This window comes from Pseudomonas sp. St290 (assembly GCF_018325805.1).
GTDB classification, from domain to species: Bacteria; Pseudomonadota; Gammaproteobacteria; order Pseudomonadales; family Pseudomonadaceae; genus Aquipseudomonas; species Aquipseudomonas bijieensis.
This window is the reverse complement of the sequence record NZ_AP014703.1, coordinates 1,323,579-1,336,622: the sequence shown is the minus strand read 5'-3', so window position 1 is coordinate 1,336,622 and position 13,044 is coordinate 1,323,579. Positions and strand designations below refer to the sequence as shown.

The 13,044-nt window shown below is 60.8% G+C and carries 13 protein-coding genes; all 13 read right to left on the bottom strand.

The annotated features are described in order from the left end of the window. Window positions 1-198: 198 nt before the first annotated feature. Window positions 199-858, bottom strand: a complete 660-nt coding sequence (gene rnhB, locus PBDP_RS05740; RefSeq protein ID WP_212801940.1) for a ribonuclease HII — start codon at window positions 856-858, stop codon at window positions 199-201. After that, window positions 855-1,985 carry a lipid-A-disaccharide synthase gene (gene lpxB / locus PBDP_RS05735; protein ID WP_212801939.1) on the bottom strand — a complete coding sequence of 377 codons (1,131 nt, stop codon included), beginning with the start codon at window positions 1,983-1,985 and terminating at the stop codon, window positions 855-857. The genes rnhB and lpxB overlap by 4 nt, the downstream gene beginning before the upstream one ends. 2 nt (window positions 1,986-1,987) lie before the next feature. Further along, a complete protein-coding gene (lpxA, locus tag PBDP_RS05730) occupies window positions 1,988-2,764 on the bottom strand; it encodes an acyl-ACP--UDP-N-acetylglucosamine O-acyltransferase (RefSeq protein ID WP_109756634.1) in 777 nt (258 codons plus the stop codon). Further along, window positions 2,761-3,201 carry a 3-hydroxyacyl-ACP dehydratase FabZ gene (fabZ, locus tag PBDP_RS05725; RefSeq protein ID WP_003184897.1) on the bottom strand — a complete coding sequence of 147 codons (441 nt, stop codon included), beginning with the start codon at window positions 3,199-3,201 and terminating at the stop codon, window positions 2,761-2,763. Before fabZ ends, lpxA begins: the two co-directional genes overlap by 4 nt. A 105-nt stretch (window positions 3,202-3,306) precedes the next feature. Beyond that, the gene (gene lpxD / locus PBDP_RS05720; RefSeq protein ID WP_116831570.1) at window positions 3,307-4,362 is read right to left on the bottom strand and encodes a UDP-3-O-(3-hydroxymyristoyl)glucosamine N-acyltransferase; all 1,056 of its coding nucleotides are present in this window, start codon (window positions 4,360-4,362) and stop codon (window positions 3,307-3,309) included. A 3-nt stretch (window positions 4,363-4,365) separates the two neighbouring features. After that, entirely contained in the window at window positions 4,366-4,869 is a 504-nt protein-coding gene (locus PBDP_RS05715) for an OmpH/Skp family outer membrane protein (protein ID WP_003184901.1), read from the bottom strand. 45 nt (window positions 4,870-4,914) lie between these two features. After that, window positions 4,915-7,290: an outer membrane protein assembly factor BamA gene (bamA, locus tag PBDP_RS05710; RefSeq protein ID WP_116831569.1), complete on the bottom strand. Its 2,376-nt coding sequence runs from the start codon at window positions 7,288-7,290 to the stop codon at window positions 4,915-4,917. A 74-nt stretch (window positions 7,291-7,364) separates the two neighbouring features. Further along, complete coding sequence (rseP, locus tag PBDP_RS05705) at window positions 7,365-8,717, bottom strand: sigma E protease regulator RseP (RefSeq protein ID WP_212801938.1); 1,353 nt, start codon at window positions 8,715-8,717, stop codon at window positions 7,365-7,367. Window positions 8,718-8,769: 52 nt separating this feature from the next. Further along, window positions 8,770-9,960 carry a 1-deoxy-D-xylulose-5-phosphate reductoisomerase gene (ispC, locus tag PBDP_RS05700; RefSeq protein WP_116831568.1) on the bottom strand — a complete coding sequence of 397 codons (1,191 nt, stop codon included), beginning with the start codon at window positions 9,958-9,960 and terminating at the stop codon, window positions 8,770-8,772. After that, window positions 9,957-10,763 (bottom strand): phosphatidate cytidylyltransferase, encoded by an 807-nt coding sequence (locus PBDP_RS05695; protein ID WP_116831567.1) that lies wholly within the window; start codon window positions 10,761-10,763, stop codon window positions 9,957-9,959. The genes ispC and PBDP_RS05695 overlap by 4 nt, the downstream gene beginning before the upstream one ends. Further along, entirely contained in the window at window positions 10,763-11,518 is a 756-nt protein-coding gene (gene uppS, locus PBDP_RS05690; protein ID WP_109753711.1) for a polyprenyl diphosphate synthase, read from the bottom strand. The genes PBDP_RS05695 and uppS overlap by 1 nt, the downstream gene beginning before the upstream one ends. A gap of 13 nt (window positions 11,519-11,531) precedes the next feature. After that, window positions 11,532-12,089, bottom strand: coding sequence for a ribosome recycling factor (frr, locus tag PBDP_RS05685; protein ID WP_109753710.1), 558 nt, complete (start codon window positions 12,087-12,089; stop codon window positions 11,532-11,534). Further along, window positions 12,086-12,829, bottom strand: a complete 744-nt coding sequence (gene pyrH, locus PBDP_RS05680) for a UMP kinase (protein ID WP_186705496.1) — start codon at window positions 12,827-12,829, stop codon at window positions 12,086-12,088. The genes frr and pyrH overlap by 4 nt, the downstream gene beginning before the upstream one ends. Between the last annotated feature and the right edge of the window lie 215 nt (window positions 12,830-13,044).

Here is a 13,044-nt window from a genome sequence, read left to right as displayed (position 1 = left end):
TTGTACCGGGCCTTGGGTAAAACATCAGCCATGAGCATCCTGCCAGGCAAACATGCACACTACTTTGTGGCGAGGGGATTTATCCCCACTGGGCTGCGAAACGGCCCCTGGATCTTGAGAACTCGTTGTGTCAGGCAGACTTTTCGGGCCGCTTCGCGCCCCAGCGGGGATAAATCCCCTCGCCACAAACAGCCTGCATCAAGAAACCGTAATCTGACCACGCACGATCAAGCCATCACGGGCTTCATAAGCCAGCCGCACCGGCGCGAACGAACGCCGGTGGATCGGCGTTGGCCCCAGGCGCGCCAGGGCTTCCAGATGAACGGGGGTTGGATAGCCCTTGTGGCTACCGATGCCGTAGCCCGGGTAGATCAGCTCGAAGGCGCTCATTTCCCGATCGCGGCTGACCTTTGCCAGGATCGAGGCCGCCGCGATGGCCGGTACCTTGCCGTCGCCCTGGATGACCGCTTCGGCGCGCATCGACAGTTTCGGGCAGCGATTGCCATCGATCATCGCCAGCTTCGGCGTGATATGCAGCCCCTGCACGGCACGCTGCATGGCGAGCATGGTGGCGTGCAGGATATTGAGTTCATCGATTTCTTCGACTTCGGCCCGGGCGATGCACCAGCTCAGGGCTTTCTCGCAGATCTCGTCGTAGAGTTTTTCCCGACGAGCCTCAGTGAGTTTTTTCGAATCGTTGAGGCCAAGGATCGGCCGCTTCGGGTCGAGAATCACCGCCGCCGTCACCACTGCGCCGCACAATGGGCCACGCCCCACCTCATCGACACCGGCCACCAGCTCTTCCACTTCGGCAACCAGGTTGAAGTCCAGGCCCATCTGTAGCTTCGAGTTACTCATGGTTTTGCGCCGATCAGGGTCAGTACTGCGTCTGCGGCCTGGTTGGAGGCATCGCGACGCAGGGTACGGTGGATTTCGTCAAAGCCCCGGGTCTGCTCCTCACCGCCGTCGAGCAAGGGCGACAGCGTGTTGGCCAACGCCTCGGCGGTCGCTTCGTCCTGCAGCAGCTCCGGCACCAACAGGCGCTGGGCCAACAGGTTCGGCAAGGAAACGTAGGGACTCTTGACCATGCGCTTGAGAATCCAGAACGTCAGCGGTGCCAGGCGATAGGCGACCACCATCGGGCGTTTATACAACAATGCCTCAAGGGTAGCAGTACCGGAGGCAATCAACACCGCATCGCAAGCCGCCAGCGCTTCATGGGAACGGCCGTCGAGCAACGTCACCGGCAAATCGCGGCCGACCAGCAGCGCTTCCAACTGAGCCCGGCGCAGTGCACTGGCACACGGCAAGACAAAACGCACACCTGGGCGCAGCGCCCGAAGGCGTTCGGCGGCGTCAAAGAACAAGCCACCCAGGCGACTCACCTCGCCGCCCCGACTGCCGGGCATCAAGGCCACCAGAGGCCCTTCGGGCAGGCCCAACGCCTGGCGAGCCGCATCGCGGTCGGCTTCCAGGGGAATGGTATCGGCCAGGGTGTGCCCGACGAACCGCACCGGTACACCCTTCTCTTCGTAGAACCGGGCTTCGAACGGCAGCAACGTCAACATCAGGTCGCAGCCTTCGCGAATCTTCAGCACCCGCTTCTGCCGCCAGGCCCAGACCGACGGGCTGACGTAGTGCACGGTCTTGATCCCGGCCTGACGCAACTTGAGTTCGATATTGAGGGTGAAATCCGGGGCATCGATGCCGATGAACACATCCGGCTTTTCATCGATCAGGGTCTGGATCAGCTTCTTGCGTCGGGCCAGCAGCTCGCGCAGGCGACCGAGCACTTCCACCAGCCCCATGACCGACAAACGCTCCATCGGAAAATAGGACGTCAGCCCCTCGGCCTCCATCAACGGCCCGCCGACACCGATGAATTCGACCGCCGGATGCTGCGCCTTGAGCGCCCGCATCAGACCGGCGCCCAGAATGTCACCGGAAGCCTCTCCCGCCACCAGTGCAACACGCAAGTTAGCCATGGTCAGCGAGTGATGCCGCGGGTCGAAGACTGGATGGAGTCGCGGAAGATCGCGACTTCCGGGTACTGCGTCGAGGCCTCGGCCAGTTCGGCGAGCGCCTGCTCGACCGTCAGGCCCTGGCGATACACGACCTTGTAGGCACGACGCAGCGCCGTAATAGCCTCTTCGCTGAAACCACGGCGACGCATGCCTTCGAAGTTCATGCTTCGGGCTTCGGCCGGGTTACCGAACACCGTGACATAGGCCGGGACGTCCTTGCCAATGGCCGTGCCCATGCCAGAGAAGCTATGGGCGCCGATATGGCAATACTGGTGCACCAGGGTGAACCCGGACAGGATCGCCCAATCATCCACGTGCACATGGCCGGCCAGCGCGGTGTTGTTGACCAGGATGCAATGGTTGCCGATCACGCTGTCATGGCCGATGTGCGCATAGGCCATGATCAGGTTGTGGTCGCCCAGGGTCGTTTCGGAGCGGTCCTGAACGGTGCCACGGTGAATCGTCACGCCTTCACGGATCACGTTGTGATCGCCGATGACCAGACGGGTCTCTTCACCTTTGTATTTGAGATCGGGCGTATCCTCGCCTACCGAAGAAAACTGGTAGATGCGATTGTGACGACCAATCCGGGTCGGGCCCTTGAGCACTACGTGGGGGCCGATCACCGTACCCTCGCCGATTTCCACACCTGCGCCGACAATCGACCACGGGCCGACCTCGACATCGGCGGCCAGGACGGCCGTCGGATCGATGATTGCGCGAGGGTCAATCAAACTCATAGCTTGCGTTCCGCACAGATGATTTCAGCGGAGCAGACTGGCTTGCCGTCGACCGAAGCCTGGCATTCGAATTTCCAGATCTGGCGCTTGCAACTGATGAACTTGGCTTCGAGGATCAACTGATCGCCCGGGGTGACCGGCTGGCGGAAACGCAGCTTGTCGGAACCGACGAAGTAATAGAGCGTGCCGTCGGCAGGCTTTACGTCGAGCATTTTGAAACCAAGGATCCCGGCAGCCTGAGCCATTGCCTCGATGATCAGCACGCCCGGCATGATCGGATGCGCGGGGAAGTGGCCATTGAAGAACGGCTCGTTGATGCTGACATTCTTGTAGGCGCGAATGCGCTTGCCTTCAACGTCCAGGTCCACCACCCGATCCACCAGCAGGAACGGGTAACGGTGAGGCAGGTATTCGCGAATCTCGTTGATGTCCATCATTTCGGGGGGAAGCCTATGTAAAGATTGGGAGCGCACGAGTGACGCGCACTCCGCTAGCAAATCAAGAAGCCCTAACGGCTGTGCACACTTGATATGGAAATGGTATCAGCCATCTGATGAAGCATTACCGCCAGGGGTCACGTCCCCTACACGCTTTTCCACCTGCTTGAGGCGCCGCGCGATGTCATCGAGCTGGCGGATACGGGCCGCGCTCTTGCGCCATTCGGCTGCCGGTTGCATGGCCGTACCGGAAGAATAGGCACCCGGCTCGGTAATCGAGTGGGTCACCATGGTCATCCCGGTCAGGAACACGTTGTCACAGATATCGATATGCCCCACCAACCCCACGCCACCGGCGAGCATGCAGTGCTTGCCGATCCTGGTGCTGCCGGAGATGCCCACGCAGGCCGCCATGGCGGTGTGATCACCGACCTGGACGTTGTGGGCGATCTGGATCTGGTTGTCGAGCTTGACGCCATTACCGATGACCGTGTCGGCCAGGGCACCACGGTCGATCGCGGTGTTGACGCCGATCTCCACATCATCGCCAACGGTGACGCCACCAATCTGGGCGATCTTTTGCCAGATGCCTTTTTCGTTGGCGAAACCGAACCCTTCACCGCCCAGCACTGCGCCGGACTGAATCACGACCCGTTTGCCGATGCGCACATCGTGGTACAGGGTGACCCGTGGTGCCAGCCAGCCGCCTTCGCCGATCTCGCTGCGCGCGCCGATGACACAATGGGCGCCCAGCGTAACGCCGGCACCGATTCGGGCCGCGCTTTCGATGACCACGAACGGACCGACGCTGGCCGTGGGATCGACCACGGCATCCGCCGCAATCACTGCGCTGGGATGAATACCAGCAGCCGACTTGGGCTTGGGGTCGAACAGGTGGGAGATTCGTGCATACGCCAGGTACGGATCAGGCACGATCAGGGCATCGCCGGCAAACCCATCGGCATCAGCGGCCTTGAGCAACAGCGCGGCAGCCCGGCTGTCGGCCAGGTACTTGCGGTATTGGGGATTTGCCAGAAAGCTCAACTGAGCTGGGCCAGCCTCTTGCAAAGTGGCTAGCCCAGTAATTGCCTTCTCCGGGTCGCCACGCAGGGTGGCGCCGAGGAACTCGGCCAATTGGCCGAGCTTGATAGTCGCTGTCATGGATTACTTCAGCTGATTCATGCGCTCGATCACCTGGCGCGTGATGTCGTATTGAGGCTTGACATCGATCACTGCGCCACGCTCGAACACCAGGTCAAAACCACCTTTCTTGATGACTTCTTCCACGGCGCTGTCGAGTTTCGGCTTGAGTTGCTTGAGCATTTCGCGGTCAGCAACGGCTTTCGCTTCGTTCAGCTCCTTGGACTGGAACTGGAAGTCACGGGCCTTTTGCTTGAATTCAAGCTCCAGACGCTCGCGCTCGCCCTGGGCCATCTTGTCGCCACCGGCTACCAGACGATCCTGGATGCCCTTGGCGCTGCTTTCCAGGCCCTTGAGCTTGGTCAGTTGCGGGCCGAACTTTTTCTCCGCATCCACGGCGTATTTCTTCGCCGCGTCGGACTCCAGCAAGGCCATCTGATAATTCAGCACGGCGATCTTCATGTCGGCAAAAGCCGGACCTGCGACCAGTACGGTCGCCAGGAGAACCAATTGAGTCAACTTACGCACGATGTACTCCTACAAAATCCATTGTCGTTATCTTGGGCCAGATACTTAGAACGTCTGGCCGAGGGAGAATTGGAACACTTGGGTTTCAGCGTCATCCGGTTTCTTGATCGGCATTGCCAGCGCGAAACTCAATGGACCCAGCGCGGTGACCCAGGTCACGCCCACACCAACGGAACTGGCCATGTTGCTCAGGCTGATGTCGTTGCACTGTGTGTTGGACCTGGTGCCGTTGGCGTTAGTGGTGTCGCTGCACTTGGAGTCGAATACGTTACCCACGTCCCAGAATACCGAGGTACGCAGGGAGCGTTGATCCTTGACGAACGGCATCGGGAACAAGACCTCGAGGCCACCCTGGATCAGTACGTTGCCGCCGAACGGTAGTGGATCCTGGTCCGGGTCGGCAATTGTGCCTGGGTTGTTGCCTCGGCTCGGCGTACTGCGCGGGCCCAGGGTACTGTCCTTGAAGCCACGTACCGAGTTGAAACCGCCGGCGTAGTAGTTCTCGTAGAACGGCAGGCCATCGGTCGAACCGTAGCCGTCACCATAGCCCAGTTCAGTGTGCAGGCGCATGGTGTAGTTATCAGACAGCGGCTGGAACAACTGGCCACGGTAGTCGAGCTTGAAGAACGACAGGTCGCTGCCAGGAGTGGTGGTTTCGAACACCAGGCTCTGGGAATGGCCACGGGTCGCCAACACACCTTTGTTCAGGGTCGACTCGGACCAGCCGGCGGACGCCTTGAAGTTCAGGTAGCTGTCGCCTTCCTTGTTAACGAAATCGAAGATCTCGTCGACGGTGTAGCGACCGGTGTTGATCTTGTCCTGCTGGGCAGTCAGACCGAACGTCAGGCGCGAAGTCTCGCTGATCGGGTAGCCCACGTTGGCGCCGACACCGTAGCTGTCCACCGCGTAGCTGGAGATGTCGGAATCGAGCTCGTCATAGTCGGTGGTGCGATAGAAGGCGTTGTAGCCCAGGCTCACACCGTCAGCAGTCCAGTAGGGGTCCACGAAGCCGAAGTTGTAGCGGGTCTGGTACTCACTGCGGGTCAAGCCGATGCTGACCTTGTTACCGGTACCCAGGAAGTTGTTCTGGGTGATCGAGCCACCGAGGATCAGGCCGGCGCTCTGGGCGAAACCGACACTGGCGGTGATCGAGCCGGAAGCCTGCTCCTCGACGCTGTAGTTCACGTCGACCTGGTCATCGACGCCCGGTACGGCCGGCGTCTCGACGTTGACTTCCTTGAAGAAGCCCAGGCGCTCGAGGCGGGTCTTGGACTGGTCGATCAGGTAGGTCGAGGCCCAGCCACCTTCCATCTGGCGCATTTCACGGCGCAGCACTTCGTCCTCGGACTTGGTGTTGCCACGGAAGTTGATGCGGTTGACGTAGGCACGCTTGCCCGGGTCCACGGCGAAGGTGATGTCGACGGTATGGTCTTCATCGTGGGGCTGTGGCACGCCGTTGACGTTGGCGAAGGTGTAGCCCTCGTTGCCCAGGCGGCGGGTGATCAGCTCGGAGGTGGTGGTCATCAGCTTGCGCGAGAACACCTGGCCCTTCTGCACCAGCAACAGCGACTTGACCTGGTCTTCAGGGACCTTCAGGTCACCGCTGAGCTTGACGTCACGAACGGTGTATTTCTCGCCTTCGTTGACGTTGACGGTGATGTAGACGTGCTTCTTGTCCGGGGTGATGGACACCTGGGTCGAAGCGATGTCCATGTTGATGTAGCCACGGTCCAGGTAGTAGGAACGCAGGCGCTCCAGGTCACCGGAGAGCTTTTCACGGGCGTACTTGTCGTCGTTCTTGAAGAACGACAGCCAGTTGGTGGTCTTGAGTTCGAACAGGTCGATCAGGTCTTCATCCGGGAAAACCGTGTTGCCCACCACGTTGATGTGCTGGATGGCCGCCACGGTGCCTTCGTTGATGTTGACCTTCAGGCCGACGCGGTTGCGCGGCTGCGGCACCACTTCGGTGTCGACAGTGGCCGAGTAGCGGCCCTGGGCAACGTACTGGCGTTGCAGCTCGTTACGCACACCTTCGAGGGTGGCGCGCTGGAAGATCTCGCCTTCGGCCAGGCCGGACTGCTTGAGGCCCTTCATCAGGTCTTCAGTGGAGATCGCCTTGTTGCCTTCGATCTCGATACTGGCGACCGACGGACGCTCGACAACGGTGATGACCAGGACATTGCCGTCACGGCCCAGTTGGATATCTTGAAAGAAGCCGGTCTTGAACAGCGCACGAGTGGATTCCACCAGGCGCCGATCATCCGCCTGCTCGCCGACGTTCAACGGCAAGGCACCAAAGACGCTACCCGCGGAGACCCGCTGGAGGCCATTGACGCGAATATCAGAGATAGTGAAGGACTCGGCGTGAACTTCGGCGATCATCAATACGGTGAGAACCGCAGTTAGCAGCAGACGTTTCATGAAGTCCTTTCTTATTCCAACTGGCAATAAACAAACTGCCGCAAAATGCGGCAGATTCGCAATTCAGCGAAGCGTTACAGACGACCCAGATCGTTGACGAGGGCAAGCAACATGACCCCGACCACCAAGCTGATGCCGATCTGTATCCCCCAACCTTGCACCCGATCCGACAAGGGACGACCACGCGCCCACTCGATCAGATAAAACAGCAGATGCCCCCCATCCAGTACCGGGATAGGCAGCAAATTCAGAACCCCCAGGCTAATGCTCAGATAAGCAAGGAAATTCAGGAAATCAGCGACGCCCGACTGGGCAGAAGCGCCCGCCACTTTAGCAATGGTTATCGGTCCACTCAAGTTTTTTACCGAGAGCTCGCCGAACAACATTTTCTTGAGCGAGTCCAGCGTCAGGACGCTCATGGTCCAGGTACGACGCGCACCCTCGCCAATCGCCGCCACAGGGCCGAAACTGACCTCGCGGATCATTTCCGGCGGCCAGTCGACCGCCTTGACACCCGCCCCCAGGTAACCGGTCGGCGCCTTGCTTTCGCCACGGGCGGCCAGGGTCACCGGGACGTCGATTGGAGCACCGTCGCGCTCGATGCGCAGCACAATTTTGGTATCAGGACGTACGCGAACCGAATCGACCACCTGCTGCCAATCGCTGACCGGCTGGCCATCGAGTGCCAGCAACCGATCGCCGGTTTTCAGGCCAGCAGCCTGGGCCGGGCCTTTCGGGTCGAGTTCTGCGAGTATCGGTGGCAACGCTGGCCGCCATGGCCGAATCCCCAGGGATCGGATCGGATCGGGCTCGTCGGCACCTTTGAGCCAGTTATCCAATGCCAGTTCGCGAGGTGAATCCACCGTGGAGCCCTGCTCGCGCACCATCAATTGCAACGAACCGCTCTCACCCAGGCGCCGCACCAGTTGCAGATTGACAGCAGCCCAGCCCGACGTCGGCTCGCCGTCGATAGCGACGATTTCCTGCCCGGCACCCAACCCGGCGCGGGCGGCAACGCTGCCAGCCTCCACCGCACCGATGACCGGACGCACTTGTTCGCTGCCCAGCATGGCCAGGGCCCAGAAAAACACCATGGCCAGCAGGAAGTTGGCAATCGGCCCCGCCGCGACGATGGCAATGCGCTGACGGACGGCCTTGCGATTGAAGGATTGGTCGAGCTGATCAGCAGGCACTTCGCCTTCACGCTCGTCGAGCATTTTCACGTAGCCGCCCAGCGGGATGGCCGCCACGACGAACTCGGTGCCTTTCTTGTCGTGCCAGCGCAGCAAGGGCATGCCGAAGCCCACGGAAAAACGCAGGACCTTGACGCCACAGCGACGTGCGACCCAGAAATGACCGAATTCGTGAAATGTGACCAACACCCCCAAGGCAACCAGGGTGCCGACAATCATATAGAGCGCGCTCATCTGTTTTCTCCGCAATCCTGTCCAGGGTAGCCCTGGCTAACGTATCGCAGCTTCAACGCCCGTGGCGCTGCAGCCATTGGCCCGCCAACTCACGAGCCCTGGCATCCGCCGTAAACACTGTATCGAGGTCATCGACCGAAACCACGGCCTCGAGATTCAAGACTTCCTCGATGATACTCGCGATCTCGAGGTAACGGACACGTCCATCGAGAAACGCTGCAACCGCCACTTCATTGGCGGCGTTAAGCATGGCCGGGGCACTGTCGCCCGCCTCGGCCGCCTGGCGCGCCAGGCGCAGGCAAGGGAAACGCTGCTCATCGGGAGCCTGGAAATCCAGGCGGGCGATGGCGAACAGGTCCAGCGGCGCAACGCCCGAATCGATGCGCTCTGGCCAGGCCAGGGCATTGGCGATCGGGGTGCGCATATCCGGGTTGCCCAACTGGGCCAGTACCGAACCGTCGACGTAGTCCACCAGGGAGTGAATCACGCTCTGGGGATGAATCACCACCTCGACCTGGGACGGCTTGGCATCGAACAGCCAGCAGGCCTCGATCAGCTCCAGGCCTTTGTTCATCATGCTGGCCGAATCCACGGAAATCTTGCGCCCCATGGACCAGTTCGGGTGCGCACAGGCCTGCTCGGGTGAAACATGCATCAATTCTTCCAGCGGCGTCTGCCGGAACGGACCACCGGAGGCTGTCAGCAAAATCCGCCGGACCCCCACAGCACCGAGGCCACGGGAAAAGTCCTGCGGCATGCACTGGAAAATCGCATTGTGCTCGCTGTCGATGGGCAGCAACACCGAACCGCTTTTGCGCACGGCCTGCATGAACAGTGCGCCGGACATCACCAGCGCCTCTTTGTTGGCCAGCAGGATCTTCTTGCCGGCCTCCACCGCCGCCAGCGTCGGACGCAAGCCCGCCGCACCGACGATTGCCGCCATCACGGCGTCGACTTCAGGGTCTGAGGCCACTTGGCAGAGCCCTTCCTCCCCCACCAGCACGCGAGTGTGCAAACCGGCTGCGCGCAGATCGTCCTGCAACGCCCGCGCCACGCCGGCCTCAGGCACTACGGCAAACCGTGGCGTGTGGCGTATGCACAATGCCAGCAATTCACTCAAGCGCGTAAAGCCGCTGAGGGCGAACACCTGGTAACGCTCCGGATGCCGGCCGATGACGTCAAGCGTACTCAGGCCGATCGAACCGGTCGCGCCAAGGACGGTGATCTGCTGGGGGCGACTCACGATGCCGCCATCCACAACAGCACGGCAAAGATCGGGATCGCGGCGGTAAGACTGTCGATACGGTCCAGCACGCCACCGTGACCGGGCAACAGGTTACTGCTGTCCTTGATCCCGGATTGGCGCTTGAACATGCTTTCGGTCAGGTCGCCGACCACGGACACAAATACGATCAGGGCTGCACCAATGAGCCCCATCAGCAGTTGCGCCACCGTCCAGTCCCGCACGAAGCCGACCACGGTGGTGATCACCAGGCTCAAGGCCAGGCCACCATAGACGCCCTCCCAACTCTTGCCGGGACTGACTTTCGGCGCCAGCTTGCGCTTGCCGAAGGCCTTGCCGGAGAAATAGGCGCCAACATCGGCCCCCCAGACCAGCACCATCACGGCCATGATCTGCCAGTTACCCAGCGGGCCTTGCTTGATCCAGATAAGCCCTTGCCAGGCCGGCAGCAGGATCAACAGGCCGATCACCAGCTTGGTCGCTGCGTTGGCCCAATGATGGGTCGTGCGCGGATAAGTCAGGACCAGGAAGGTCGCTGTCGCCCACCACAGCACCGCAGCGCCCAGCACCCAAGGCGCGAGGCCGGGCACCACGTACATGATGAACAGCATGGCCGCCACGGCCACGGCGTAAGCCACGCGGGCCGACTGCGCAGGAAAACCCGCCAACCGCGCCCACTCCCACGCCCCCAAGGTCACGACCAGGCCGATGAACAGCGCAAAACTGGCGCCTTCGAGCAGGAAAAAACCACCCAGGGCAATGGGCAACAGGATCAGGGCAGTGATGATTCGTTGTTTGAGCATTAAACCCGGGCTCCAGCTTCGATCTGCTCGCTCGTTTTACCGAAGCGACGCTGACGGGAAGCGAAATCGGCCAGCGCGGTGCGCATGGCTTCGTGTTTGAAGTCCGGCCAGAACAGGTCGGAGAAGTACAGCTCGGCATAAGCCAGCTGCCAGAGCAGGAAGTTGCTGATGCGATGCTCGCCACCGGTACGGATGCACAGGTCCGGCAACGGCAGGTCGCCGGTCGCCAGGCAGGTCTGCAGCAGTTGCGGCGTGATGTCTTCCGGACGCAGGTGCCCAGCCTGGACTTCCCGCGCCAACCGCTGGGCAGCCTGGGCAATGTCCCACTGACCGCCATAGTTGGCGGCGATCTGCAGGACAAAGCGATCGGCACCTGCTGTCGCGGCCTCGGCTTCACGCATCGCAGCCTGCAACTCGGGATGGAAACGCGAACGATCGCCGATGATACGCAAGCTGATCTTGTTGTCGTTGAGGCGTTTGGCCTCACGACGCAGGGCCTTGAGGAACAGGTCCATCAAGGCGCTGACTTCATCGGCCGGCCGCTGCCAGTTCTCGCTGGAGAAGGCGAACAGGGTCAGCACCTCGACCCCTGCCTCGGCGCACACCTCGATGACCGCACGAACCGCATCGACCCCCGCCTTGTGCCCGGCAACGCCAGGCATAAAGCGCTTCTTGGCCCAGCGGTTGTTGCCGTCCATGATGATCGCCACGTGGCGCGGCACCGCGAACGGCACGGCCTGCTTGGTCTTTTCCATGAAAACGAGACCCTTATACGGCCATCAGGTCTTTTTCTTTCTGCGCCAAATCCGCGTCGATCTTAGCCACGTATTTCTTGGTCAGGTCGTCAATCTCACCAGTGGCGCGGCGCTCTTCGTCTTCGCTGATTTCCTTTTCCTTGACCAGGTCCTTGAGCTGGCTGTTGGCATCGCGACGAATGTTGCGTACGGCAACACGGGCATCTTCAGCCACATCACGTGCCTGCTTCGTGAAGCCCCTGCGGGTTTCCTCGGTCAGGGCCGGCATGGAGATCAGCAGCAGTTCACCCAGGTTGGTCGGGTTCAGGTTCAGGCCGGCACTGCCAATGGCCTTGTCGACCGCGCCCAGCATATTGCGTTCAAAGGCTACGACCTGCAGGGTACGAGCGTCCTTGACGGTGATGTTGGCCACCTGCTTGATCGGGGTGTCAGCGCCATAGTACGGCACCATCACGCCTTCAAGGATGCTCGGGTGTGCCTGGCCGGTGCGGATGCGACCGAAGTTGTGCGCCAGGGACTCCAGGGATTTCTGCATGCGCTGTTCAGCGTCTTTCTTGATTTCATTGATCATTGTTGAGCTTCCTCGATCAGTGTTCCTTCGGCGCCACCATGGACGATATTCAGCAGGGCACCGGGCTTGTTCATGTTAAATACGCGCAACGGCATCTTGTGGTCGCGGCACAGGCAGATAGCCGTCAGATCCATTACACCCAGCTTGCGATCCAGCACTTCATCGTAGGTCAGATGATCGAACTTCTCGGCATGCGGGTCCTTGAACGGGTCAGCGGTATAGACGCCATCGACCTTGGTTGCCTTGAGCACGACATCGGCATCGATCTCGATCGCTCGCAGGCAGGCGGCCGAATCCGTGGTGAAGAACGGATTACCGGTACCGGCGGCAAAAATCACCACTTCCTTGGAGTTGAGGTGGCGCATGGCTTTGCGGCGGTCGTAGTGATCGGTCACGCCAACCATGGAAATGGCCGACATCACGATGGCCGAGATATTGGCACGCTCCAGCGCGTCACGCATAGCCAGGGCGTTCATCACAGTGGCCAGCATGCCCATGTGGTCGCCTGTGACCCGATCCATGCCGGCCGCGCTCAGCGCTGCGCCGCGGAACAGGTTGCCGCCGCCGATGACCAGGCCGACCTGCACACCGATCCCGACCAACTGGCCAACTTCCAGGGCCATGCGATCCAGCACTTTCGGATCGATCCCGAACTCTTCCGAGCCCATCAGGGCCTCGCCGCTAAGCTTGAGTAGAATGCGTTTATAGCGAGCCTGATAACCACTGCCCTGCTGAGCCATTGCGAATCTCTCCTGCGGCGTATTTTCGAAAATTTTTGCAGGCTGTTTGCAGCCTGCATCTACTCTAGGCTTTGAACGAAAAATGCCTGCGCGACTTTTCGTTCAAAGCCTGGTTTGACGCTGACACAGCGCCATCGGAACACGGCTTTGTAAGCCAGTTCCGACAGGAAACCAATAAAAATCGGCATCCCCATCCAAAAAGAGGCTGCGCGCGT